The following is a 24,793-nucleotide window of genomic DNA, read 5'->3' on the forward strand; positions in this document are numbered from 1 at the left end:
ATCCGGACCGGCACTGTCGACGAGGAGGTGTGGAGCACATGCGCAGGAGTGCCCAGCAGTTGAGCCCGCGTACTGACCTCTGCCACCTCCTCACGACGGAGACACCTTGTCGCTCCGCATCACCCCACTGACCGCCCCCGCTCACGGGGCGCACAGCCACCGCCTTGCATGGCTCGCGTCCGACGCCGATGCCATCCCTGTCGGGGCGGCCTTTCTGCGCCTGTTCGATGGCGGTCAGGAGCACCTGGCCGAACTGACCCTCCACGTCCATCCCGTGGAGCGCCGCAGAGGCGTTGGCTCCCGGCTGCTCGACACGGCCGTGGCCGCCGCCCGGGACAACACCCGGCGCCGCGTCGTGGCGCAGGCCGATGCCGGAACACCCGGCACCGCCTTCCTGCCTGCCCGCGGCTTCCGCAAGGTCCTCACCCTGAGGTACTCCCGCCTGCCCCTGGCCGATGTGGACATCCCCTCCCTGACCGGAACCGTCGAGCGTCCGCATTCCGGCTACCGGCTGGCGTCCTGGCAGGGAACCGTCCCCGACGATCTCGCCCAGACCTTCGCCGACTCGCGTCGTGCCATGGACGACATGCCCATGGAGGACACCGACCACGGCACCACGACCTGGGACGTGGACCGGGTCCGGGCTGCGGCAAAGGCCGTCGAACAGCGCGGCGACCACCTGCACACCGTCGTCGCCATCGACACCTCCAACGGCTCGATCGCCGGGTTCACCGAACTCGTCGTGCCCGGCGGCGGCACAGGTGATGCCCAGCACTACGGCACGGGTGTGCTGCCCGAGCACCGCGGACACGGCCTCGGCCGCTGGATGAAGGCCGAGTCGATCCGACAAGCCCACGGGCACTACCCGGACCTCGGCGGCCTCCTGACCGACACCGCCGACAGCAACACACACATGAGACACATCAACGACCGACTCGGTTACCTGCCCACTCGCACGACACTGCAGTATCAGCTCGACCTGTAGAGACGAACGGACGGGCCGGACCTGGGCATCACCGCGTCCGGCCCGTCGGCACCTTCGCAACAGGCCCTAGCGGGATGCACCTTTCGGCTGCGCCCCGGGTCACACCAGGAGTCGAGGTGGGCGGTGCCGCGCCGCCGCCCAGCGGCCTCGCTCACTGTCGAGCCGCGCTCGTGGTCACGATGTCGACGGCGTCTCGAAGCGGTGTCTCCGCATTTCCGAGCAGCGCCCGGGTGATGGCGATCGCCTGGATCACGCTCGCGCGGCGCTGCGCGAGGAAGGCCTGGACGGCCTCCATCCCGTCGCTCTCGAGGATCGGCCGGGACTGCTCGACCAACGCGGACATGCGGGCGGCCACCTCGGGATCCAGTCCCATGTTTTCGAACATCACCTCTCCTCAACGGCGTTGACCGGTTGGGACGGACTCAGGCCTCATCAGAACGGATCACGACGCCCAGTGCTTGAGCGTACCGAGCCGGGCCACACACTCGGTGTGAATTACCAGCCGCTTGGCTGCCTCCTCTCCTGACTGCGAAGGCCTCCGGCCGGGCGGGACGCTGCCGGGATGGCCGTGAACGCGTCGGCGATCGGTGCGACGAGTGTGGCGAGGCGGCGGGCACCCTCATCGCCGATCGGCGCCCACAGCGCGACGCATTGTTCGTCCGTTTCCCGCTCGATGCGCTCGCGTGCCGCACTGCCGACGTCGGTGATCACGCCGTGGGAGTCGAGCCAGCCGCGCGCGGCCAGACGTACCGTCGCCGCGCTCCACTCCTCGTCGTTCCATTGGCGAGTGGCTCGTACGAGCGCTACCGGGAGGCGACCGATCGCGGTGTGCAGGACGAGGCAATCGCACGGTCCGAGCCCGTTGTCGGCGAGGACGACGAGATGGGCGTCGCCACGCCACTCGCGCGCCACCGTGAGCTGCTGCCACAGTGCGACGAGGGGATCGGGGGGAAGCGGGACCGAGGCGTTCGCGGCGGCCAGCACCTTGCCGGCGTAGTCGGCGGCGGCGACGACCGGGTCGATCAGCGAGCGGGCCTCGGCAAGGTGATCGTCCGTGAGCTGGACGCCGGCGCGCCGCATCGCCCGTCCTGCGGCCAAGAAGCGTGCGGACTGCCACCGTTCGGGCGGGGCGGCGTCCCACACGCCCGCCATGGCCCGCACTGCCCGCGGGCTGAAGTTGTAGAAGGCGGCGAGCGTGACGTGCCACGGTACGGCGCCCATCGCGGCCGAGCGGAAGGCCAGATACGCCGGCCCGCTGTCGGTCACGCCGAGTCGGGCCGCCGCCTCGGCGCTCTCGGGAGCGAGGTAGATGAACAGGTGGGCGGCGCTGACGGCGCGGCTGACGTCGGCGACGGCGCTCAGGTCCATCGGCTCGCCGCCTGGGCGGACGGGGGCGGGAAGGTCGTCGAAGTGCATGGCGGTGATACCTCCATGGAGTTGGGCGGCGCGGTCAGGTGGGTGTTTCGGCAGTCACGACGAGGACGCCCCTACCGGCTACTGAATCGACCATAGCACAGATAATCGATTATCAGGCAGATAATCAATCCGGTGGTCTACGATGGGCCCATGACTCAGACGGCGCCCCCCTCCACCCCGCCGGGGAAGCGGATGCTCTCCGAGCAGGTCTACGGACACCTGCGGGACGCGATCATGCGCGGGGACCACTCCCCCGGAACTGCCCTCAAGCCGCAGGACCTCGCCAAGGAGCAGGGCGTGAGCCTGGCCGTGGTGCGCGAGGCACTGGTGCGACTCGTCGGCGAGGGGCTCGCCGACCGGCTGCCCAACCGCGGCTTCGCCGTCCCGTCCTTCTCCGACCGGCGCTGGCAGGAGATCGCGGAAGCCCGCAGGACCGTCGAACCGGTGGTCCTGCGCATGGCCGTCGAGCGGGGCGACGTCGACTGGGAGGCCCGAGTGCGGGCCGCGCACCATCGTCTGACGCGCACTCCGGCGTACGGGCCGGAGGAGGGCGCGTACTACACCGAGGCCTGGGCCGAGGCGCACCGGGTCTTCCACCGCACGCTGCTGGAGGGGTGCGGCAACCATGCTCTGCTGGAGACGTTCGACCGGATGTGGACCGCGAGCGAGCTGGCCCGCCGCTGGTCGGCGCACCGTGACCCCGACCGGGACGGCGCCCGGGAACACCGCGAGCTGGAGGAGGCCGCGCTGGCCCGCGACGCCGATACGGCAGCGGCCGTACTGACCCGGCACCTCAGCCTGACCGCGGCCGCCCTGAACGACGGTTCAGAGCGGGCCACGTAAGGCGCTTCAGGTCGTGGTGGGCCAGGTCCGCAGCAGGGCGGCGATCTTCCCGGCGGTGCAGGCGGGGTCCAGGAGGAGGTCCTTGAGGGCGACGGCGTCCTCGCGGACGGGTTTGACGGGGATACCGGCGGCTTCGAGGTACATGACACCGGTCGCGGCGGCAACGGCCAGATTGGAGCGGTCAAGCCAGCGGCAGCGGCCCAGCGTGTGCACCAGGGCGGCGGCCTTGGCGTACGGGCCGTCGTACACGGGCTGCTCGAACAGCTCGGCGCGGTGGCGGGCGACCGCCGAGACGGGGACACCGTAGTCGTCGGGGGCCGGATCATCGGCTCCGGCGACCTCGGCGACCTGCAGGATCCAGGGAACGTCGATGTGCAGGTTCATCAGGCCGCGCGCGTTCCCCGGGGTGCGTGACGGGCGTCCTCGGCCTCGTCGAAGACGTCCTGGTGTTCGGCCAGGAAGCGGGCGGCCGCGTCCACGCCACGGGCCCGCAGGCCACTAGTGTCGTCCTGCACCAGCCGGGCGAGGTAGTCGCCGATGCTCAGGCCCAGGTCGGCGGCCCGCTTCCGCGCGAGTTCCGCCACGTCCTCGTCCACGCGCGCGCCCAGCTGTGTCTTCGCCATACCAGCATGGTAACAGTCGTTACCACGGCGCGGGAGGCGCGAAGGGAAACGACCCGCTCCTCCCTGCTCCGGCGCGCCCCTCCCTGCTCCGGCTCAGGGCACCAGGACCACCCTGCCGAACACCTTCCCCGCGTCCATGTCGCGGTGGGCCGATACCGCCTGGTCCAGCGGCAGCACCTCATGCACGACCGTGCGCAGGTCCCCGTGCGCGGCAGCGGTGAACTGGGACGCCCGCACGGCCTGCCGGTCGGGGCCGGGCACGGTGTCGGAGCTGAAGGTGGCGAACGACAACGACCTGCGGAAGGCGTCCATCAGCCGCGTGCCGAAGTCCACCGGCGGCTGCCCGCCGACCACGCCGACAGCCACGTACCGCCCGTCGGGGTTCAACTTGTCCAGGAAGATCGGAAGTTGAGGACCCGCGACGACATCGATCACCACGTCGAAGCCCGCCGGTGCTTGCGGGCCGCCCTCGCCGGAGCGGTCGAGGACATGCGTCGCGCCCAAGTCCCGCAGGCGGGCGCCGCGTTCCACCGACGAGGTGGTGACCGCCACCGCGCCCGCGCCGTCCCTCGCCGAGAGCTGGACCGCCGTGATGCCGATGCTGCCCGCCGCACCGCGCACGAGCACCGACTCCCCGGGCCTGAACCGGGCCCGCTCCAGGGCGAAATGGGCGACCACGCCCGAGCCGCCGAGGGTCACCGCGTCCGCGCCGGTCAGGCCGTCGGGCAGCTCAAGAACGTTCTCGACCAGGGCGACGGCCTGCTCGGCGTACCCACCCGACAGTCCGGTGAACGCCCACACCCGCCGTCCGATCCACCCGGCGTCGACGCCTTCTCCCACCGCGTCGACCCTTCCCGCGACCTCGCTGCCGAGGAGATGCCCCTCCCTGAAGCCGTGGGCGGCAAGGGTGCCCCTGCGGATCACGGCGTCCACGCCGCCCACCCCGATCGCCTCCGTGGCGATCCGCACCTGTCCCGGGGCAGGGACGGGCACGGGCACATCGACGATCTCCAAGCCGTCGGGTGCTCCGAACGTCCTGATCACGACAGCTTTCATCTAGGTTCCTCGGGTCGTCGGAAGGACCGGTCGCAGCTGATGGGGCCGCGGGTCGAGCGGGCCCCCGCAGCCATGGCATCACCTGCGAAGTGCCGCGACGGGGAGGCGGCACCGCCATCGGACCGTAACGGACGCCCCCGTCCGTTTGTCTAAAGTGAGACACGATGACCGGCCATTTGCCTCAACCCCAGCGCTCCGACGCCCGGGACAACCGCGCCCGCATCCTGGACGCCGCCCGCGCGGTGTTCGGCGAAGAGGGCCTGGGCGCGCCCATGCGCGGGATCGCCCGGCACGCGGGCGTCGGCCCCGCCACGCTGTACCGGCACTTCCCGACCAAGCGGGAACTGATCGCGGAGACCTTCGCCGAGCAGCGGCGGGCCTGCCGTGCCGCCGTCCGCGACGCGCTCGCGGACCCGGACCCGTGGCGCGGATTCCGGAGCCTGATCGAGCGGATCTGCGAACTGCACACCCACAGCCGGGGATTCGCCGACGCCTTCATGGCGACCTTCCCCGATGCCATGGACTTCACCGCCGACCGGGAGCAGACCCTGCGCGCGGTCGGCGAACTGGCCCGCCGCGCCCAGGAGTCCGGCCGGCTGCGCCCCGGCTTCGTCGTCGACGACCTGGTCCTCATGCTCACGGCCCACCGCGGCCTCCAGGACCTGCCGCGTGCCGCCCGGTTCACCGCCTCCGAGCGCTTCGCCGCCTACGTGATCCAGGCGTTCAGCGCCGTGCCGGACACGGAGGTGGTGGCGCTCGGTCCACCTGGTGTCAGGGGTGATGGGGAGCGCACCGGTCCGGACGACCGTGGTGGGAGCGCTCGTTGATCCTGGTGGGGTCGGTCGCCGTGTGGCGGGTGGTGTCGCCACCGCCGGTGATGACGGCGACATTGGTGACCCGCGGACGGGCGTTGCAGGCGACGTCGACCTTCAGGGTGATGGCCGGATAGCTGTGCCCGGCGGGCAGCACGTCGCTGCGGGTGCAGGTGAGGGCCGTCCGGATGCAATGCCAGCCCCTGCCGTCGATCCGTTCGACCCGGAGGCCCGCGGGCAGGAGGTCGCGGACGATGACCTTCGTACCGTCGGTCGGGCCGGCCGCGGTGCCGTTGGCCGCGGTGATGGTGTAGACGCCGTCCTCGCCCTGGGTGAAGGCGCCGCGGTGCCGCTTGGCGATGGTCAGCGAGGGGTGCGCGGGCGGGACGACCGTGAAGGTGAGGCCGGTGTTGCCGGTGGTGTCGGACCTCTCGCGCCTGCCGGCCCCACCCGCGTCGGGCGTGCTCGCCGTGTCGGCGGAATCCGCGCCCTTGGGATTGGCCAGGCCGCTCGTCGCAAAGGTGTCGGTCACCGGGGCCCTTCGGTCCTCGGCCCGGGTGCCGTCCGCGTGTTGGGCCGTGGCCGACCACGCCGTGGCCAGGGCGATCGCCAGAACCCCCAGACTCGACGTCATGACCGCCCCCGCCCTGCGGCGCGGCCGATCCGTACCGCCCTGGTTTACCGTGTCGCGGCCCGCTCCAGGCCGCCCTCCGTCATGCCTGAACACCGTCATCTCCGCTTCCATGTCGTCGGCAACAAGCCGTCATGGGCATTCCACTGGGCATCGAGATCGCTTCAGACGTGCCGGTCACCGGCGGCGCCGGAAGTACCGGGCGACCGGCAGGCACAGGGCGGCCAGGACCAGGACGGAGAGCGCCGCGATCGCGAGGCTGCGGACCTGCCCCGGAAGTCGGCCCTGCTGCGTGGTCGCCGCGACGACCTCTCCGGCCGTCTCGGGAGCCTCCGGGAACGTGACCTTGGCGCGCGTGGTGCGCTCGACCAGGCCGCTCCTCAGGCTGAGCGCCACCGACCACGGGCCGTCCGGAAGCCGTGCGTCCAGCGGGACGACCGTCTCCGCGGTGTCGCCCGGGGCCAGTGACGTCCCCGTCCTCACCGCGAACGGTCCGGCGCGCAGCCCGCCCGGCCCGTCACGGAGAGAGAGCGCCCCGCTGATGTCCAGTGCGCGGCCCCCCGTGTTGTGGACCCGGGCGTGGACCTCCGCCCGCCCGTCGCCGGCGCGGGTCGAGCGGATCCGGTCGATCGTGAAGTCCGAGCGCGGCTCGCCACCCGGACCGACGTCGATGTACATGCGGACGCCCACCCGGCCCAGCATCCTCACCGTGTGCGAGCCGCTCGCGGACGTACCGGTCTGCGCCCAGACGACGCCGTACCGCTCGCCTTCGGAGGCTTCCTTGGGCACCCGGATGGTGGTGCGTACCCGAGCGGTCTCGGACGGCTCCAGGTCCAGGCCCGTCCTGTCGAGCGACGTCCAACCGGTCAGCTCGTCGGGCGTGCGCCCCGGCGCGAAGGTGAACCGGCCCTTGGCGATGGAGGCCGCGGCGGCGTAGAGATCGATGTGCATCGGTGCGGGTGAATCATTGACGACCTCGACCCGGCGCTCGATGGTCGAGCCGGGCGCGAGGTGGTCGACGATGTACGCCTGCGCCCTGGGGTCGTCCCTGCGGTTCTCCGGGGCGTCGAGCAGCCGGATTCCGATGGTCCGGTGCACGGCCCCGTCGTGGGGAGAGGGCGCCACGCCCGCGCGCGGCGGCCCCGCCGACGCCGGCATCACCGCTGCCGTCTGGGTGAAGGCCAGGGCCAGCAACAGGGCCAGGGACCGGCGCGGGGTGAGGGCGGCGATGCGGCGGGCGGCGGACGCGCCCCGCGTTCCGTCAGGCAACGGACTGGGTCAGCGTTCCGGTGTAGGGCCCGCTGACGGTGCTGGCGGGCACGCTGACGGCGACCGTCGGGTCCCAGCTCGCGGTGTTGTCGCCGACGCCGTCGGACCCGGTGAGCACGGTCTGGCTGGAGTTGCTCAGCGTCACGCTCGTCGAAGTAGCGGTGATGGTGCCGGTCGTCGTCACCGTTCCGACCGAGTAGGTGGCGTCGGTGGCGGGAATCGTGGACGGACCGTTCGCGAAGTCCGTCTCCGCCGCGGTCACGGTCCAGGAGGCCGAGGCGAGGGCTCGGTTGTCGGTGACGGTCACTGCGCCGATCGGCGCGCTGATCGTGGTGCCGGGCGCTCCCGAGCCGAGGTCGGCGGTGACGGGCGCCGACATCGTCAGCGCGCCGGAGGTGACGGTGTACGTGACGGTGGTGCTGGGGTCGTCCGCCGCGGCGGCGAGGCCCGGCTGGAGCAGGACGAGAGCAGCGGCGGAGGCCGCCAGGGACAGGCTTCGTGCGCGCACGATCACTCCCGATGTAGCCGCCCGCCAGTGGACATCCTGGCTGACAGCGGACGTGCTGGCTGACGTGACGCAGACAATCGGGCGCGGCCCGCGCACACAAGCCGACGCGCGCCGCGCTCCGCCGGACGAAGGACCGCATTTCAGCCGGACCGCGGTGACCTGCGGCGTTGAACACCCTCAGGAGACGCACGACGAGGTCTTGCTGACCCATTGGGACAGCGTGATCTGCGTCGTCAGGGCCGCTCGGAACGGCCTGCGATGGCGCGGGTGCGTCGGACCGCGACCGGTTCCGGTGGCCGGGCACGTCCGCGCCTGCCGGTCCTCGCCGCGTGCCAGGGCGTCGCGCAGAAGCGACAGGTGTGCGGGCACCTCCGCGAGACGGTCGTACTCGTCCCGGCGTGTTCCGCGGATGGCCGCGCGAGCCTTCGCTGCGGTCGCCTCATCCGGCGCGACGGGCTCGACTGCGTGTCCGGACGGCAGCCTGCGGGTCGTACGGCATTCCTCGGCGGCCGTCTTCCCACCGGACGTCCGTGCCGGGCGATTGGCTTCGATCATGGCGAAACCTCCGTTCCTGGTCCCACCTTCGCCCAGGCAGGGGCCCCGGCGCGTCGTCCCCGCGCAGCGATTCCCGGCTACCACGACGGTGGTACACGGCCCGCCGGTCTACTGCCGGCACAGACCGGGGAACGCCGTGCTCACGACCGCGCGCGTGACTGGGGGCGACTCGGTTCAGCCATGAGACTCACCAGTCCGCACTGGTAGGCGATGACCACGAGCTGGGCGCGGTCACGGGCCGCGAGCTTGGTCATGGCCCGGTTGACGTGGGTCTTGGCGGTCAGCGGGCTGACGAACAGGCGCTCGGCGATCTCGTCGTTGGACAGCCCGAGCGCGGCGAGGCTCGTGACGTCGCGTTCCCGCGGGGTCAGGGAATCCAGCCGGTCGTGCGTGGCCACGGGGCGGGGATCCGGCTGGGCCAGGAAGCGAGTGATCAGCGCTCGCGTGGCGGACGGGGACAGCAGCGCCTCGCCGTCCGCGACCGTACGGACGGCGTCGAGCAGCTCCTCGGGGCTCGCCCCCTTACCGAGGAAGCCGCTGGCACCCGCGCGCAGCGCCTCGGCGACGTACTCGTCGTCCTCGAACGTGGTCAGGATGAGCACCTTCACCCCTGCGAGGTCCTCGGACTCGCCGATGAGCCGGGTCGCCTCGATGCCGTCCATCTCCGGCATGCGGATGTCCATCAGGACCACGTCCGGGTGCTGTGCACGCGCCAGCTCGACCGCCTCCAGCCCGTTGGACGCCTCGGCCACGGTCTCCATGTCGTCGGTGGCGTCGAACAGCATTCTGAAGGTGCCCCGCAGCAGGGCCTGGTCATCGGCAAGCAGTACACGGATCGTCATGGCCACCTCTCCGGTGCCGAGCCGGGCCGGGACAGCCGGGGCGAAGCGGCAGTTCGGCGGTCACGGTGAAACCGCCCTCCGGGCGCGTTCCCGCGTACAGCGTGCCCCCGATCGTGGCGGCCCGCTCACGCATCCCGATCAGTCCGTGACCGGCCCCCGGTCGAGGCTGGTGCGGTCCCTCGCACCCGTCGTCCTCGACGGTGATCGTCAGCCGTTCACGGTCGTAGCGCACGGACAGCCGGGCGCGATCGGCTCCGGCGTGCTTGCGTACGTTGGTCAGGGACTCCTGCACGATGCGGAACGCGGCCAGGTCGACCGCCGGCTCCAGCGGCTCCGCGGCGCCGGAGAAGGTGTGGCTCACGGCAAGCCCGGCACGTTCGAACGACTCCAGAAGGGCCGGGACTTGTGCGAGGCCCGGCATCGGGTCGCGGGGCGCCACCTGATCGTCGGACTGCCGGAGCAGACCTACCGTCACCCGTAGCTCGTCCAGGGCGGCGCGGCTGGTGTCCCGGATGTCCTCCAGTGCGGTGAGAATCTGTTCCGGTCGCTGGTCGACGAGATGGACGGCGACGCCCGCCCGAGCGTTGATCAGGGCGATGTGGTGCGCGACGATGTCGTGCAGTTCGCGCGCGATCCGGACGCGCTCGGCAGCCACACGCTGCTGTGCTTCGTGCTCGCGGGTACGTTCCGCGTGCTCCGCCCGTTCCTCCACGGCCGCCACATAGGCGCGGCGTGAGCGCACGCCGTCCCCGACGGCGGCCGGCAGGGCCGTCCAGGCCACGATGGCAGCCTTGTCCGGGTCCAGCCACGACTTGGTGGCGAACACCGCGGCGGTCAGCAGGACCGCGGCCGAGACGGATGCCGCGGCCCAGGCCGTTCTCCGGTCGGTTCGCACCGCCACGGTGTAGACGGACACCAGAACCGGGCTGGTCACCAGGGGGCTGTCGCGAATCCCGAGCAGTTGGAAGACCGCACCGCAGCCCACGGTGACGGCCAGTACGCCGAGTGGGTGGCGCCGTCGCCACATGAGTGCACCGCAGCCGACCGCTGCCAGGACCACGGTCGGCCACCGCAGCACCAACTGGTGCTGGTGCGGTTGGATCGAGGCGGCCACGACCGACAGCGCGAACAGCACGGCAGCGCCCATCGCGTCCTTCGCACGGACCCGGGCTCGCCCTCCCCGGCTCCCCTCGTTGATCACCGCCATGGCACCACCGTAGGTTCGGCGGCCGGATCGGGCATTGTCTCGTCACGGCCGTCGCCCCCTGCCGCTGCCCCGCGACGGGGAAACGGACCCTCGGCCCGCGGCCGAAACCGCACCGCCTCCTATACTCCTGGCGTGTTCGATGCATCGCCCCTCTTCCACGTCTCGTCCGTGCTCAATCGACGGTCGATCACTCGGCATGGCCTGGACTGGACCCGGATGGGCGCAGCCCGGGGAATCGCCGGCAGCCGCCGCCCCGAGGTGGAGGGCATCTTCGTCTGCCGGGAAGAGGACACGGGGTTCTTCTTCCAGATCAACAACACCGGTGGGCCGGTTGATCTCTGGTCCGTGGACGGCGTCGACACGGGCTCGCTCCTCGACAACGGCAACGGCTTCTTCTACCTCCCCGAGCGCGTACCGGCCGGGCGGGTCCGCCTCGTACGCACGGACATTCCTCCGCAGGCCTGACTCTGACTTTCGCCCGGATCCTCCTCGGACGGTCCGGCTGCGGTGAACTGTGCAAGGGGACGATCACATGGGGGCGAGGACCGCACGGCGTGCTCCGTCACCGGGCCGACGCCGCGTGTACGCGACCGGCTACCTCCTGGCCGGTTTGTTGCTGCTCGGAGGAGCGGTCGCATTCGGCGCTCTCGAATGGGCAGCCGCCCTCGGCACGGGCACGGCCACCGGAACGCTGCACATCGACCGATGCGCGATGACACCCGGGGGTCCGCGAAGTTCGCCGACGCGAGTCTGCTCCGGCGAGTTCCGCTCGGACGCGGGTGAGGTCGACGAGCACGCGGAGGCGCCGTCCGAAAGTCAGGTCGGAGAGTCCATCCCCGTGACCCGGACCCTTCTCGACGACTACATACAGCAGGGCGGTCGGAACGCCTCCGACGCAGCAGCCCGGACACTGCTGGGCACCGCCGTTGGTGTCGGGTGCCTCGTCGCCGGCGTGGCTCACGCATACGCCGCTTCACGTCAGGCGCGAGACCTGGTCCCGGTCGCGGCGGAGTCGCGGTGGCGGCGACCGGTTTCCCACAGCCATCGCAGGTGAACGGGCCCCTGACCAGGTAGCGGTCAGGGGCCGAAGCGTTGCGTAGGACCATTTGGAGCGTTGGCCGCGTCGAGGGTCACCGCGACCGGGCCACACAGATCACCATGACGCCACGCCTCATCGTCCGCCACAGCACCGCGGCACCCACCGGTCCCTGAGCCGGCGCCCCCGTCAGCCGGAAACACCCGCGAAGGCGCGCAGCGTACGAGTTAGTCCCTGGACCAGGGAGTTGACGGTGCGTCGTGCGCGCGAGGTGTCGGCGTGGAGGGTGTTCAGGTGCAGCCCGCCGTGGGTGCGATGGAACCAGAAGAAGCTTCCGTCGGAGGCCGGGTACCACAGGTGCACTCGCGCGGCGCGTGTCGACGGGTGCTCGGCGCCGGGCGCGGTGCGGAAGTCCAGGTAGGAGAAGAAGACGGCGGGGTGGTCGTCGGTCGCGGTGTCGTCCGCGCGGCCGAGCAGCTGCTGTGCTCGTACGGAGTGGACGGCGGCTTGTCGGCGTGCCGCTTCGTAGCCCTGGCGGGCCCCGGCGACCAGGACGTCGAGAGGGGCGCGGCGCGGGGCGGGGATCTCGATGGGTACGGCGTTGACGAACCAGCCGATGGAACGGCGGTACCGGTCCGGTCCACGCCGGTTGAGCGGCATGAGGGCCCGGTAGGTGTCGGGGCCGCCCTCGTCCCGGACGGCGGTGGCCATCGCGGCGAGGAGTCCGGTGAGCAGGGTCCCGCCGGACGCGCGGCACGCGGTCTCGACCCGTTGCGTCAGGGGACCGCTGAGCAGGTCGTGGGTGCGGTTGACCGGCGCGCAGGAGTGGTGGGGCCGGACGCCGAGGTCGAGGGGGAAGGTGGGGAGGAACCGGGCTCCACGGGTGATGAAGTCCCTCCAGTGCCTGAGTTGTTCGTCCTGTGCGCGCAGCACGCTGTTGTACGCGCGCTCCTCGCGTGCGAAGTCCAGATAGCTGCCGGCGGGCGTCGGATCGGGGCGGCGGCGGTGGATGAGGTCCTCGTAGACGCGGGCGAGGTCGTGGACGGTGATCGGGGCGGACAGGACGTCGGCCACCAGATGGTCGTACACGACGTGGACCGTGGCCGATTCCTCGCGGACGACGGCACCCATGACGACCAGGGGTCCCGTGACCGGGTTCACCTGCCGGAGAAGCCGGTGCAGGTGGGCGCGCGTGGAGGCTCGTGAGGTGAGCGGGCCTTCCTCGACGTGTGCGAGGTATGCCTCCATGGGTGCGCAGACGTGGACGGAAACGCCCCATGCTGTGGGACGGCAGCGGGTGCGGAGGACCTCGTGCCGATGGGCCAGGTGCAGGAGGGCCGCTTCGAGCGCGGGCAGGTCGACGGGGCCGGGCAGTTCGAAGCTGCAGGCGATGGCGAAGGTGGTCGGCCGGTTCGCCGTGTGCGCGGACCAGGCCGCTGCGAGGTGGGCAGCCTGGTTGTAGCCGGTGGGCCGTCGGGGAGCCGGCGCGGCGGCGTCCGGGAAGGAGAGGCACCAGGTGTGGGCGTGACCGGGATCGATCTCGGCGTCCTCCGCGGGCAGTTGGATCACGGGGCCGCCTTGGTGACGATGCCGCCGGTACGCGTGGCCGCCATGGCTGCGGTGGGGCCCGTACGCGTAGCCGCCTTGGCTGCGGTGGGGCCCGTACGCGTGACCGCGTCGGCCGCGGTGGGGCCCGTACTCACGGGAACGCGCTCATAGCCGCTCTCGATGAGGACGCCCTGTCGACGCAGTGCGGTCTCCGCGGTATCGAGGCGGAGTTCGGGGAACCTGCCGAACAGCGCGGTGAGCGCGGCGGTGGCCAGCAGGCGGGCGAGGGGCGCGCCGGGGCAGTAGTGCGGGCCGAGGCCGAACGACACATGGCCGCCCTTTCGGTTCAGGCGTGCGGTGCCGGGTTCCGGGAAGACCGCCGGGTCACGGTTGGCGGCCGCCAGCGCGACCAGCACCACGGCGCCGCGAGGAATCACGGTGTCGTCGAGGGTGACGTCGTCGAGGGCGAATCGCCAGACGGAGGCCGGGAACGGGCTGGTGAGCCTCAGCAGTTCCTCGGTGAGGCGGGCCGCGGTGGCTTCGTCACGGAGGGCTCGGCGCAGTTCGGGGCTTCGCATGATGGCGATCGCTCCGGAGGCGATCAGGGTCGTGGTGGGCGAGATGCCGCCGGAGAAGAGTCCCCAGGCGACGGAGAGGAGCTCCGCCGTGGACAGGCGCCCCTGGCCGCGGGCGAGGGTGAGACGGGTGAGGAGGTCGTCGCCCGGCCGGCGCCGTTTGTGGCCGACGATGCGCGCCCACAACCCGAACAGTTCGGTCCTGCGTCCGCGGACCGTCGGGTGTTCGGGATCGACGGCCCTGATCATCTCCAGGGTCAGGCGGCTCAGCTCCTGCTGCGCCCCGGCCGGGATGCCCAGGATGGCCCCGGTGACGCGTACGGCGAGGGGCCGGGCGTAATCGCTGACCAGGTCGGGCCGGGCGGCCGCGGCCAGGTCGTCCAGAAGCTCGTCGCAGGTCCGCGCGATGAACGGCTTCCATCGCTGCGCGGCCGTACGGGACAGCAGCGGGGCGAGGATCGTCCGCAGGCGGTGGTGGTCCGTACCGTCGCTGTTGAGCAGATGGCGGCCCTCGGCGGAGAAGAGGTCGTCGGGGTAGCGGTGCCCGCCGAAGCCCTGGCGGGGATCGGGCAGTCGGCGCATGTCGTGGGCCAGACGCGGGTCCGCCAGTGCCTGTCGTGCCGGGGCGGCGCCGGTGATCAGCCAGGCGAGGAGATCTCCGGGCAGGACGACCTGTTGGACGGGAGCCTGTTCACGCAGTTCCCTGAAGGCCATGGACGCGTCCCAGGACGAGGGATCGCCGGTCACCAGCCGTGGGTGAGGGCAGGAGCGGGCAACTGGAGGGGGCTGCACTCCCTGGGGGCTGACGGACGTCATGTTCGCTGGTGGTTCCTTATGCCGAGGGACACCCGGGGACGCCGAGCGACACGGAGGGGCGACGACGGAGGCCGAGGGGCGCCGGGTCAGGGGGCGGTCAGGGTGACGGGGAGCGCTGTCACTCCGCGGAGGGTGGCGGTGATGTCCTTGTGCCGGACCGCCCCGGGGGTCGATTCGATGCCGCGGGTCCTGGCGAGGAGCCGGCCCAGGGCGACGGAGGCTTCCAGCCGGGCGAGAGGTGCGCCGAGGCAGTAGTGGATGCCGGCGCCGAAGCTCAGGTGCGGGTTGGATGCGCGGCTCACGTCGAGCCGTTCGGGGCGGGCGAACACGCGAGGATCGTGATTGGCCGATCCGATCAGCAGGGCCACCGGTGTTCCCCGGTGCAGGGGCGTGCCCGCGATCACGGCCGGCTGCTGCACCGTGCGAAAGGTGATCTGGATCGAGGAGTCGTACCGCAGCAGCTCGTTCATGGCGCCGCTGTCCAGCAGTCCGCCGCCGGCCCTGCTCCGGGCGAGGGCGAGTTGGTCCGGGTGCCGCAGCAGGGCCAGGGCGCCGTTGGTGATGATGTTGGCGGTGGTCTCGTAACCGGCCATCAGCAGCAGGGCGCACAGCGGAAGCAGGTCGTGGCGGGCCGGCGGGCCTCCGGAGTCGGCCTCGGCGATCAGGGCGCTGAGCGCGTCGGGGCCGGGGTGCCGCCGTCGGTCGTTGATCTTCCGGTGCAGGTAGGCGACGAATCCGGCGGCCGCGGAGTGAGCGGCGGTCATGTCCTGCTCGGTGAGGGCGTAGGGCGGGTCCAGGAGCCGTGCGATCGGTGGGGTCTGCTCGCGGATCCACGGCTGCTCCTGTTCGGGCAGCCCGAACAGCCCGCAGACCACACGAAGCGACAGGGGGTAGGCGAAGTCGCTGAGCAGGTCGACCTGTCGCTTCTCCAGCGCGATGTCGAGGAGGTAGTCGACGAGGACGGCGATCCTGGGGGCCAGTGCGCTGATGGCGGACGCGCTGAAGAAGCGCGAGGCGAGGCGGCGAAGTGGCCCGTGGTCGGGCGGGTCCATGCCCAGGAAGGAGAAGATCCGGTTCGGCGCGGTGAGTGGCCCGTGCCCCAGCCGGTTGTCCCGGAGGGCCCGCGACACCTCCGCGTGACGGGTCACCACCACCAGGCCGTACGGCCCCTCGCACAGGGCGGAGGTCTCGCGCGCGGAGGCGTAACGGCCGTACGGGTCGGTGTGGAGCGCGGGATCGAACGGATCGAAGTAGGGCCGTACCGCGAGCCCGGGGGCCGGTGACGGGTTCATTGCCAGGTCTTTCGCGCGGGAGCGTTCACAACGGCACGGCCCGTCGGGTGCGGCAGCGCCCGGCGGGGGCGCTGCCACATCCGACGAGGGGTCAGGGTGTGTAGGTGACCTTGCCCGTCTGCGTGCTGAGGATCTTTCCGTCCGGGTCGACACCCGCGGGGACAGACTCCCCGGTGGCGGAGACGGAGTAGCCGGCGAACCGGGTGCTGTCGGCGTCGTTCACGCCGTTGATCGTGAGTTCCACGATCCCGTTGTCGGCCGCCTTCGTACGGAAGTCGGTGAACGTGCCCGTGGTCACGGTGCCGTCCGACCAGTCCACCCGGCTGCGGAAGACGGGCCCACTGGTTGCCGTGGTCGCGTCCGGCGACGGCAGAGTGCCGCTGAACGTGCTCTTGCCTTCGAGGGCGGGGTCCCCCTGCGCGTCGCGGCAGGTGACGGTACCCGTTCCCTGGAAGGTCGTCTCGCCGGGGATCCCTGCCTGCGGGGTGTCCAGCGAGCTGGTCGAGGTGGTCTCGCAGGTGACGGGATCGGCCACGGCGCTGTTCGCGGAGGCGGCCGGCGTCAGGACGGTCATCGACGCGCACAGGGCAGCGGCGAGGACGGTGACGGTCGGCAGGCGCCAGGCGGACCGGGCCGTCTTGAGAGAGGGACGCATGGGTTCCTTCCTTTCCTTCTGTGACGTGTGCGAGTGCGAGTGCGTTTGGGAGGTGTCCGGACCGGCGTCAGGGATCGAGCACGACGGGGAAGTCCGTCCAACCGCGCACAGTGACGCGGTCGTTGGGGCGCGGAGAACCGAGGGGCGCCATGAGGGGAAAGCGCCGCAGCACCGCCGGAAGGACGAGGGAGGCTTCCAGCTTCGCCAGCTGGGCGCCCAGGCAGTAATGGGGCCCGCCGCCGAAGGAGAGCAGCCGGCTCGCGGGGCGCCCCGGGTCGAACGTGTCCGGATCGGGAAAGCGCCGGGGATCACGGTTGGCGTCGCGGATCCACGCCATGACTTCCTGGCCTGCCGGGACCCGCGTTCCGCCGACGGTCACCGCGTGCCGGGCGACGCGGGTGATCAGTCTGATCGGCGAGGCGAGACGCAGGGCTTCGTCGACCGCGGAGTCGACGGCGTCCTCCTCGCCCGATGCCACCGCCTCGCGTGCCGCCGGTGACGTCATCAGCCTGTCGACCGCGTGGTCGAGCAGCGTGACGGTGGTGTCGAAACCGGCGGCCAGCGCGAGGGCCAGCGCGGAGGCCGCCTCGTCGTCGGCGAGGGAGCCGGCGACCATGGAGGCGAGGTCGTCCTTCGGTCTCGCCCGCCGTTCGGCCACCAGCTCGTCGAGACGGGGCCGCAGCGTCCGCGCCGCACGGTCCGCTCGCGTCAGGGTGAGCGGTCCGGTCTCGGGATCGAGGAGGGCCAGCAGCGGCTGCACGAGTTCGTGGAGAAGGGGGCCGTCCTTCTCGGGGACACCGATGAGAGCGCAGCCGGTGGTACGCGTCACCGGGAGGGTCAACAGCCCATGCAGATCGACGACTTCTCCACGCGGCCGCTCTTCGAGGCGGTCCAGCAGGTGCTGGACGGTGGTGCTCACGACCTCGCCCAGTGCGCGCAGCCGGGCCGGCCTGAACGCGGGCGACATGACCTTTCGCAGCCTTTGGTGCGTCGCCCCGTTGTGGAACAGCATGGTGGTGCCGAACATCCGCATTCCCGCGCTCCGTCGCCAGCCCGGGAGATGCGCGTCGAACCAGTCGGCGTCCTTGGCCACGAACGCCGGGTTCCGGGCGATCACCGCCACGTCGGCATACCGGCTGAACACGAGGGCGTCCCGCCCGGCGCGCGAGCCGGGACCCGCTCGGCCGAAGGACAGCGGGGATCCGGGGCCCGGACCATGTCCGTTCCCCGCGCCGTCCTGGACCCGGTCCGCGGCGATCCGCACGTGACTTCCCCCCTTACGGTGCGACTCCTGACGACTGCGACGGCACCGGTTCGGGCCGCCCTGGGAAACGACCTCTGACCTGGGGGGACACGCGTCCGCGGCCGGGATCCCCCTGACGGCTCACATCGCCTGGGGTACGGCTGCCGGTCCTCGCCGGGCGCGGGGAAGGCGAACGCGTGGCGCGAGGAAGGCGACCGCCTGGCTCACGGGTCGTAGCGGCGTCAGGCGGTGGCGAACACCAGCGCCGCGTTCTGCCCGCCGAAGGCGGAGGACGTCGACAGTGCGCGGCTGAACCTCACCTCGCGAGGGGTACGGGTGACGATGTCCAGTTCCCGTCCGGGGTCCTGTTCGTCGACATTGGCCGTAGGCGGGACGGACTGCCGCTCCAGCGCGAGCACGGTGACCGCGGCCTCGATGGCCCCCGCCGCACCCATCGTGTGGCCGATGATGCTCTTCGTCGCCGTCACCGGGGGCACGGAGCCGTGAAAGACGCGTCGGAGCATGACGGCCTCGGCGGCGTCGCCCAGAGGGGTCGAGGTGCCGTGCGCGTTGACGTGGCCGATGTCGCCCGGCGTGCATCCGGCGTCGGCCAGAGCCTGCCGCACGGCCTGCTCCGCGCCCGCCCCTTCGGGTTGCGGAGCCGTCGGATGGTAGGCGTCGGCGGAGGCCCCGTATCCACACAGCAGTGCGCGGGTGGGCGCCCCGCGGGCTCGCGCTCGGCCGAGCCGTTCGAGAACGAGAACGGCCGCTCCCTCGCCCAGGACGAAGCCGTCGCGGTCACGGTCGAAGGGACGCGAGGCGAGGGAAGGCCGGCCGGTTCGGCGGGACAGCGCCCCCAGCTGGGAGAAACAGACGGCACTCATCCGTGACCACGACTCGCTGCCGCCGGCCAGGACCACGTCGCACATGCCGCCGAGCAGCATGCCCCGGGCCACACCAATCGCGTTGCCGCCCGAGGCGCAGGCGCTGGACACCGTGAAGTTCGGCCCCTTGGCCCCGATGTCCAGAGCGATCTCGCCGGCGACCATGTTCGGGACGCTGCGCGGGAGAGCGAGGGGGGAGACCGCTGTTGGCCGGCCCTCGCCGAGCCGCGAGAACTCGGTGACGTACGTCCGCAGGCTGTTCGAACCGACTCCGAGTACGACGCCCACTCGCTCCGCGGGACCGTCCTCGATACGCAGGTCCGCGTCCTTGACGGCACGACGGGCCGCGGCGAGCCCCAGATGCGCGAACCGGTCCAGGCGCCGCGTGAGGCGCCCGCCGAGTTCGGTCACAGGGTCGAAGTCCGTCACGTCACAGGAGATGTCGACCGAGAGGCCTTCGAACTCCGGGTTCTTGGCGGCCAGCGAACGGCCCGTGCAGAGGTTCTTCCAGTTCGTCTCGGCGTCGCAGCCCGCGGCGGTGAGCAGACCGATCCCGGTGACGGCGACCGCCTCACCCACCGGGCCTCCCCCACCACCGGGCGGCCGGGCCGACCGGCCCTACCGGATCGGCGACGTTACACACACGAACACGGCCTTCCGTCATCGCGCCAGGACACGTGCGATGGTCCGGGCCACCTGGTCAAGGGGTTCGGACCGGGAGATGCCCTCCACCAGGGTGCCCACTTCCACACCCGTACGTTCCTGGAGGACCGCACCCAGCTCCATCAGGGCGAGTGAATCCAGGCCCAGGTCGTCGAGGGTCGTCGTGGGGCTCAGCATGTCCTCGGGGAACGCGAACAACTCCTGGAGAAGATGGAGAAGGCTCTCCGTACCGAACTCCTCGACCGTTTGCTCCGTCATCATCTGGTCCTTCCGTCCAAGGTGTCTCCAGGGAGCAAACGACATCGGACGCGGGACGTTATTGCTCTGCACGGGTGTACGGCGAAAGCTGGTTACACAGAGGGCCGGTGATCCTCTGGCCGACCGCCACGGCCATGGTTGTGTTCCAGCGCCAGGAGACGTTCGGCGGCCAGACGATTCCCAGCGGACGCGCCGAGAACCCGTCCAGGGTCACAGCCACCCCGCGGGACCGCGTGACTTCTGCGACCGTCCCGCTGCGGAGGTCGCCGACGTGGATCCCTGCCAAGAACTCCCGAACCATCTCGGCGTCCGGTGTTGCCCCCATGCCGTCCAGCCTCTCATGAGGAGCTGTGCGCGCCAGTGCGGAGACGGCGTCATGACTCCCCCGGGATTCCCGACAGAATGGACGCAGAACGGGACGCTGATCGGCGACCTCATGCGTAGGCGGTGAGCAGCACGCCGAGCAGCGCCGCTGCCGCAGCAGCGAAGACCCGCGGCTTCCTCCAACCCGGCCCCGAAGCCTGGCGGTCCTGCTCCCACGCGAACACCAGACTGCCGCCGACGAGCAGCATGCCCCTCACCAGGAAGACAACGGTGTGCACAGGAAACCCTTCCGAAGACCTTCGAGCGGACGGGAAGGCTACCTCCCGGCAGGCATCTGGTGTGCTGCCGGGGCGTGCATACGGGGCGCCGGGGCTCACCGCGATCCGCCTGCTCTATCGAACCGGCCCGCACTCGTCGACAAGCACGGTCGGCTCCGACAGGAAGAGGTCCCGGTCGACGGGGCCATAGGCGATGTTGAACGTGTCGAGCCAATACGACCAACCGCGGATTCCCATGGCGCTGCTGAACCGGTAGTTCAACTGCCAGCGGACCCACTGCCCGGGAAGCAGTCGAACTGCCGGCGGCCTGTGCGGCCGAGGCGGCAGCCCGAAGAGCGGGTCCACACGGGCGAGCACGCGGAGCCGATCGCCTTCGTCCCGCAGGCTCACACCGATCTCGCGAAGGTCCTTCTGGCTCGAACGCGGCTCGAAGCCGTCACGCTCGGACATCTGGACGAAGTGGGCGAATCCAGAGGGTACTTGCGGCAACAAGAGGCCGACCGACGCCGAGTTCCTGCGGGCAGCGGCCTCCCCGCCCCGAGACTCCTTCGTCCAGGACGTCTTGATCCACTGCACCCTGATGTCCACTGCGCGCCTCCCTTTCACCGGGAGCCTACGGTCGACATTCGTTTGACGTCACTCAGGTTCTGACGCGACTGTCCGCTGTCGATCAGAACGGCGGATCTTCGGAGCAGCCGCCTGTCCCGTCGGCCTCCCACCGGGAACCAGGTCCCGTGAGCAACGGCGAGGTACCCGCGCGCTACAGCGCCCACCAGCAATACAGCTGCCGCCCGGCGGCGTTGGCGCGCTGTGCCAGGCCCGCCAAGGCCTGAAGGACGCCCGTCGTGTCCTCGACGCTGATGCCGATCTGCCGAAGCTCGTCCGTCTTCGACCACGGTTCGGCGCAGCGGACGAGGTCGTCCTGCGACGCCGAGGCGAGGGCAGTGGTCAAGCTGGCCGTCAGGGCGACCACGAATGCCGCGCCGTCCTCCTCCGGTTCGGACAGCAGCTGCCCGGACCGCGGGCGGACGCGGGCCTGCTCATAACTGCAGCCCGTCAGGATCGCTTCGAGCTGGGCGATCGCGACGACCGGGTCGATGTTCTTGAGGAAGACCACGTCGAGGTCCGCCTGACCCGGCCCTCCCGGAGTCTGGAGTACCGCGACGGCGGCCTGATCGTCAGCGGCGGAGAAGTAGTCGCACAGTGGCATGCCGAGGATTCTGGCACCCACGACTGACAGCCTGGCCGGCGCAAGTCCCAGCCGACGCAAGTCCCAGCCGGCACAAGTCCCGGCCGGCACACGTCCCGGATGCCACGAGTACCGAGTGCGGCAGGTCCGACTGGCGCTACGTCCCGACTCGGACTTGGCGGATGAGGAGGTCGCTGAGGTCGCAGAACTCCAGGCACTCGGTCGAAGCAGCGAGGACCGCTGTCGCCTCGTCGCGGCGACCCTGCCCTCCAGGCCCCGCCACGACGCCGGTGAGGGCATGGGCCCAAGGACCCCGCCCAGGGTTCGACGGACCTCGGAGCTCAGCGAGGTCCATGCGCTCGCGATCCCGCGGAGATACCGCCTGAGCAGAGAGGTGGACCACGTCAACAGGCTGACGGTCCACGTCGGTTCGGGGCCGATCGGCCCCTCCGAGGGACCAACGGGGTCTGGGGCCGACCCCTTCGACGCGAGACGCTGCCGTTGTGAGAGGCAGCGGCCACCATCCCCCGCGGTCTCTCCCGCCCCGCGCCGCGGACCAAGCGGCGCCGTCCTCATCAGCGACGGAGGCACGCCCCCATGACCCGCCACGACGACCGCAGCGCGACCACCGAGCCGGTCGCAGCGCCGTCCGACATCGCCATAGCGGTGGACCGTCTGGTGACGAGCGCGCTCAAGGCGCTCGACGACTACGAGGCGCTCGATCAGGAGCAGGTCGACCACATCGTGAAGAAGGCCTCGGTGGCCGCGCTGGACCAGCACACGGGACTCGCGCGGCTGGCGGTGGAGGAGACCGGGCGCGGCGTCTTCGAGGACAAGGCGGCCAAGAACATGTTCGCCTGCGAATACGTCACGCACAGCATGGGCCCGATGAAGACCGTCGGTGTCATATCCCGTGACGACATCGACGACATGACCGAGGTGGCCGAGCCGGTCGGCGTCGTGTGTGCGATCACCCCCGTCACCAATCCGACCTCGACCACCGTCTTCAAGGCACTGATGGCGCTGAAGACCCGCAACCCGATCGTGTTCGCCTTCCACCCCTCCGCCCAGGGGTGCAGCACCGAGGCGGCCCGTGTCGTGCGCGATGCCGCCGTCGCCGCGGGCGCCCCGGAGCACTGCGTGCAGTGGATCGAGGTACCGTCCGTGGAGGCGACCGGCACCCTGATGCGTCACCCGGGTGTCTCGCTGATCCTGGCCACCGGCGGCAACGCCATGGTCAAGGCCGCGTATTCGGCGGGCAAGCCCGCGCTCGGTGTCGGCGCCGGCAACGTCCCCGCCTACGTCCACCGGAGCGCGGATCTGCGCCGGGCCGTCAACGACCTGGTGCTGTCGAAGTCGTTCGACAACGGCATGATCTGCGCCTCCGAGCAGGCCGTCATCGTGGACGACGAGATCCACGACGCGGTCCTGGCGGAATTCCGCACGCTGCACGCCCACTTGGCCACCGCCGAGGAGAAGGCGAAGCTGGAGTCCTTCCTGTTCCCGGTCGACGCCGCGGGGGCGGGCTGCGAGCCCAAGGTCAACTCCGCCGCCGTCGGCCGGAGCCCCGCGTGGATCGCCGAGCAGGCGGGCTTCGCCGTCCCCGCCGACACCTCCCTCATCCTCGTCGAGGCGGACCGGGTAGGCCCCGAGGAGCCCCTGACCCGCGAGAAGCTCTGCCCGGTCCTCGCCGTCCTGCGCGCCGGTTCCGAGCAGCAGGCTTTCGACCTGGCCGCGGACATGGTCGCCTTCCACGGCCAGGGTCACAGCGCCGTCATCCACACGCAGGATCCCGCGCTGGCGGAGTCCTACGGCAAGCGCATGAAGACGGTGCGGATCATCGTCAACTCCCCGTCCTCGCAAGGTGCGATCGGCGGCATCTACAACAGCCTGCTGCCGTCGCTGACGCTGGGCTGTGGCTCGTGGGGCAGCACGTCGGTGTCCAACAACGTGTCGGCCGCCCAACTGCTCAACATCAAGCGGGTATCGGTCCGCCGCAACAACCTCCCGTGGTTCAAGGTGCCGCCCAAGATCTACTTCGAGCCCCAGTCCATCCGCTACCTCGCCTCGATGCCGGACGTCCATCGCGTCACGGTCGTCACCGACGCGACGATGACCCGCCTCGGCCTGGTGGACCGGGTCCAGAGTGTCCTGCGCCGGCGCCGTGAGCCGGTCACCGTCCAGGTCATCGACAACGTGGAACCCGAGCCGAGCATCGACTCCGTCCGACGCGGCGCCCGCCTCATGGGGGACTTCCGCCCGGACACCATCATCGCCCTCGGCGGCGGCTCCCCCATGGACGCGGCCAAGGTGATGTGGCTGCTGTACGAGCAGCAGGCGGAGGGCAAGGACGTCGACTTCGCCGACATGCGGCACAAGTTCTCCGACATCCGCAAGCGGGCCTTCCGTTTTCCCGTGCTCGGCAAGCTCGCCCGACTGGTGTGCATCCCCACCACTTCGGGCACGGGTGCCGAGGTCACCCCGTTCGCGGTCATCTCCGATCCTGCCACCGGCAAGAAGTACCCGCTCGCCGACTACGCGCTCACTCCCAGCGTCGCCATCATCGACCCGCTCCTCACCACCGCGCTGCCCCGGACCCTGGCCGCCGACAGCGGGTTCGACGCCCTCACCCACGCCATCGAGGCCTACGTCTCCGTCTACGCCAACGACTTCACCGACGGCCTCGCCCTGCACGCGATCCGGCTGATCTTCGAGAACATCGAGGCGGCCGTCAACGACCGTGCGGCCAGCGAGCGGGCGCGGGAGAAGATGCACAACGCGGGCACCATCGCCGGCATGGCCTTCGGCAACGCCTTCCTCGGCATCGTCCACGCGATGTCCCACACGCTCGGCGCCACTTTCCACGTCGCGCACGGACGCACCAACGCCGTTCTGCTGCCGCACGTCATCCGCTACAACGGCACCGTCCCCACGAAGCTCACCGGCTGGCCCAAGTACGAGAGCTACCGCGCCCCCGAACGCTTCCAGGAGATCGCCCGCACCCTCGAACTGCCCGCCGCCACCCCGGCCGAGGGGGTCGAATCGCTGGCCTCGGCGGTGGAACGGCTCCGGGACGCGGTGGGCATCGAACCGAGCTTCCAGGCGCTCGGCGTCGACGAACGCGCCTTCCTCGACGCCCTCCCCCAGCAGACTCTCAACGCCTACGAGGATCAGTGCGCACCCGCCAACCCCCGGATGCCGATGCTCGACGACATGGGAGAACTCATGCGCGCGGCCTACTACGGCCGTGAGACGGAGACCGGCGGCTCCGTTCCGGTGAACTGA

26 protein-coding genes are annotated in these 24,793 nt (G+C 71.0%); 5 read left to right on the top strand and 21 right to left on the bottom strand.

The genetic code is table 11. From position 1 onward, the window contains the following. Positions 1-106: 106 nt before the first annotated feature. The gene (locus ACFWI4_RS08070; RefSeq protein ID WP_387192159.1) at positions 107-985 is read left to right on the top strand and encodes a GNAT family N-acetyltransferase; all 879 of its coding nucleotides are present in this window, start codon (positions 107-109) and stop codon (positions 983-985) included. Positions 986-1,136: 151 nt separating this feature from the next. Here the strand turns inward: ACFWI4_RS08070 and ACFWI4_RS08075 are convergent, their stop codons facing one another. Both ACFWI4_RS08075 and ACFWI4_RS08080 read right to left on the bottom strand, forming a co-directional pair. Continuing rightward, complete coding sequence (locus ACFWI4_RS08075) at positions 1,137-1,370, bottom strand: hypothetical protein (protein WP_387192161.1); 234 nt, start codon at positions 1,368-1,370, stop codon at positions 1,137-1,139. Between the two features lie 110 nt (positions 1,371-1,480). Further along, positions 1,481-2,401, bottom strand: coding sequence for a hypothetical protein (locus ACFWI4_RS08080; protein WP_387192163.1), 921 nt, complete (start codon positions 2,399-2,401; stop codon positions 1,481-1,483). A 150-nt stretch (positions 2,402-2,551) separates the two neighbouring features. Between ACFWI4_RS08080 and ACFWI4_RS08085 the strand changes: the two genes are divergently transcribed. After that, positions 2,552-3,244 carry a GntR family transcriptional regulator gene (locus ACFWI4_RS08085; protein ID WP_387192165.1) on the top strand — a complete coding sequence of 231 codons (693 nt, stop codon included), beginning with the start codon at positions 2,552-2,554 and terminating at the stop codon, positions 3,242-3,244. Between the two features lie 6 nt (positions 3,245-3,250). On the opposite strand, the gene ACFWI4_RS08090 is transcribed toward ACFWI4_RS08085, so the two are convergent. The 3 genes from ACFWI4_RS08090 to ACFWI4_RS08100 form a co-directional block, all read right to left on the bottom strand. Beyond that, positions 3,251-3,628 carry a fic family toxin-antitoxin system, toxin component gene (locus ACFWI4_RS08090; protein WP_387192167.1) on the bottom strand — a complete coding sequence of 126 codons (378 nt, stop codon included), beginning with the start codon at positions 3,626-3,628 and terminating at the stop codon, positions 3,251-3,253. Beyond that, positions 3,628-3,867, bottom strand: a complete 240-nt coding sequence (locus ACFWI4_RS08095; protein WP_385397997.1) for a hypothetical protein — start codon at positions 3,865-3,867, stop codon at positions 3,628-3,630. Before ACFWI4_RS08095 ends, ACFWI4_RS08090 begins: the two co-directional genes overlap by 1 nt. A 93-nt stretch (positions 3,868-3,960) precedes the next feature. Beyond that, positions 3,961-4,923: a zinc-binding dehydrogenase gene (locus ACFWI4_RS08100; protein ID WP_387192169.1), complete on the bottom strand. Its 963-nt coding sequence runs from the start codon at positions 4,921-4,923 to the stop codon at positions 3,961-3,963. A 164-nt stretch (positions 4,924-5,087) separates the two neighbouring features. Between ACFWI4_RS08100 and ACFWI4_RS08105 the strand changes: the two genes are divergently transcribed. Next, positions 5,088-5,750, top strand: coding sequence for a TetR/AcrR family transcriptional regulator (locus tag ACFWI4_RS08105; protein WP_387192171.1), 663 nt, complete (start codon positions 5,088-5,090; stop codon positions 5,748-5,750). Here the strand turns inward: ACFWI4_RS08105 and ACFWI4_RS08110 are convergent. The 6 genes from ACFWI4_RS08110 to ACFWI4_RS08135 form a co-directional block, all read right to left on the bottom strand. Next, positions 5,695-6,369, bottom strand: coding sequence for a hypothetical protein (locus tag ACFWI4_RS08110; protein ID WP_387192173.1), 675 nt, complete (start codon positions 6,367-6,369; stop codon positions 5,695-5,697). The genes ACFWI4_RS08105 and ACFWI4_RS08110 overlap by 56 nt on opposite strands. Positions 6,370-6,543: 174 nt before the next feature. Then, a complete protein-coding gene (locus ACFWI4_RS08115; RefSeq protein ID WP_387192175.1) occupies positions 6,544-7,635 on the bottom strand; it encodes a peptidase in 1,092 nt (363 codons plus the stop codon). Then, the gene (locus tag ACFWI4_RS08120; RefSeq protein WP_387192177.1) at positions 7,628-8,143 is read right to left on the bottom strand and encodes a hypothetical protein; all 516 of its coding nucleotides are present in this window, start codon (positions 8,141-8,143) and stop codon (positions 7,628-7,630) included. The genes ACFWI4_RS08115 and ACFWI4_RS08120 overlap by 8 nt, the downstream gene beginning before the upstream one ends. A gap of 177 nt (positions 8,144-8,320) precedes the next feature. Further along, complete coding sequence (locus tag ACFWI4_RS08125) at positions 8,321-8,698, bottom strand: hypothetical protein (RefSeq protein WP_387192179.1); 378 nt, start codon at positions 8,696-8,698, stop codon at positions 8,321-8,323. A 140-nt stretch (positions 8,699-8,838) separates the two neighbouring features. After that, on the bottom strand, positions 8,839-9,540 hold the full coding sequence (locus ACFWI4_RS08130; RefSeq protein ID WP_387192181.1) for a response regulator: 702 nt from the start codon (positions 9,538-9,540) through the stop codon (positions 8,839-8,841). Then, positions 9,512-10,747 (bottom strand): sensor histidine kinase, encoded by a 1,236-nt coding sequence (locus ACFWI4_RS08135; RefSeq protein WP_387192183.1) that lies wholly within the window; start codon positions 10,745-10,747, stop codon positions 9,512-9,514. The genes ACFWI4_RS08130 and ACFWI4_RS08135 overlap by 29 nt, the downstream gene beginning before the upstream one ends. 132 nt (positions 10,748-10,879) lie before the next feature. On the opposite strand from ACFWI4_RS08135, the gene ACFWI4_RS08140 reads away from it, so the two are divergent. Continuing rightward, a complete protein-coding gene (locus ACFWI4_RS08140) occupies positions 10,880-11,212 on the top strand; it encodes a hypothetical protein (protein WP_387192185.1) in 333 nt (110 codons plus the stop codon). A gap of 760 nt (positions 11,213-11,972) precedes the next feature. Here ACFWI4_RS08140 and ACFWI4_RS08145 read toward each other — a convergent pair. The 10 genes from ACFWI4_RS08145 to ACFWI4_RS08190 form a co-directional block, all read right to left on the bottom strand. Further along, positions 11,973-13,352 (bottom strand): condensation domain-containing protein, encoded by a 1,380-nt coding sequence (locus tag ACFWI4_RS08145; protein ID WP_387192187.1) that lies wholly within the window; start codon positions 13,350-13,352, stop codon positions 11,973-11,975. Continuing rightward, a complete protein-coding gene (locus ACFWI4_RS08150) occupies positions 13,349-14,653 on the bottom strand; it encodes a cytochrome P450 (RefSeq protein ID WP_387192189.1) in 1,305 nt (434 codons plus the stop codon). The genes ACFWI4_RS08145 and ACFWI4_RS08150 overlap by 4 nt, the downstream gene beginning before the upstream one ends. Before the next feature lie 155 nt (positions 14,654-14,808). Next, positions 14,809-16,014, bottom strand: coding sequence for a cytochrome P450 (locus ACFWI4_RS08155; protein WP_387192191.1), 1,206 nt, complete (start codon positions 16,012-16,014; stop codon positions 14,809-14,811). A gap of 91 nt (positions 16,015-16,105) precedes the next feature. Continuing rightward, positions 16,106-16,669 (bottom strand): hypothetical protein, encoded by a 564-nt coding sequence (locus ACFWI4_RS08160; protein WP_387192193.1) that lies wholly within the window; start codon positions 16,667-16,669, stop codon positions 16,106-16,108. 67 nt (positions 16,670-16,736) lie between these two features. Beyond that, positions 16,737-17,933 carry a cytochrome P450 gene (locus ACFWI4_RS08165; RefSeq protein WP_387192195.1) on the bottom strand — a complete coding sequence of 399 codons (1,197 nt, stop codon included), beginning with the start codon at positions 17,931-17,933 and terminating at the stop codon, positions 16,737-16,739. 221 nt (positions 17,934-18,154) lie between these two features. Then, the gene (locus ACFWI4_RS08170) at positions 18,155-19,375 is read right to left on the bottom strand and encodes a beta-ketoacyl-[acyl-carrier-protein] synthase family protein (RefSeq protein ID WP_387192197.1); all 1,221 of its coding nucleotides are present in this window, start codon (positions 19,373-19,375) and stop codon (positions 18,155-18,157) included. Between the two features lie 81 nt (positions 19,376-19,456). After that, on the bottom strand, positions 19,457-19,717 hold the full coding sequence (locus ACFWI4_RS08175; protein ID WP_387192199.1) for an acyl carrier protein: 261 nt from the start codon (positions 19,715-19,717) through the stop codon (positions 19,457-19,459). A gap of 434 nt (positions 19,718-20,151) precedes the next feature. Continuing rightward, the gene (locus ACFWI4_RS08180) at positions 20,152-20,319 is read right to left on the bottom strand and encodes a hypothetical protein (RefSeq protein ID WP_387192201.1); all 168 of its coding nucleotides are present in this window, start codon (positions 20,317-20,319) and stop codon (positions 20,152-20,154) included. 114 nt (positions 20,320-20,433) lie between these two features. After that, positions 20,434-20,907, bottom strand: a complete 474-nt coding sequence (locus tag ACFWI4_RS08185) for a hypothetical protein (protein WP_387192203.1) — start codon at positions 20,905-20,907, stop codon at positions 20,434-20,436. A gap of 172 nt (positions 20,908-21,079) precedes the next feature. Beyond that, positions 21,080-21,550 (bottom strand): hypothetical protein, encoded by a 471-nt coding sequence (locus ACFWI4_RS08190; protein WP_387192205.1) that lies wholly within the window; start codon positions 21,548-21,550, stop codon positions 21,080-21,082. A 555-nt stretch (positions 21,551-22,105) separates the two neighbouring features. Here ACFWI4_RS08190 and adhE point away from each other — a divergent pair. Beyond that, positions 22,106-24,793 carry a bifunctional acetaldehyde-CoA/alcohol dehydrogenase gene (gene adhE, locus ACFWI4_RS08195; RefSeq protein WP_387192207.1) on the top strand — a complete coding sequence of 896 codons (2,688 nt, stop codon included), beginning with the start codon at positions 22,106-22,108 and terminating at the stop codon, positions 24,791-24,793.

It is taken from the genome of Streptomyces sp. NPDC127038 (genome assembly GCF_042725875.1).
Lineage (GTDB): Bacteria > Actinomycetota > Actinomycetes > Streptomycetales > Streptomycetaceae > Streptomyces.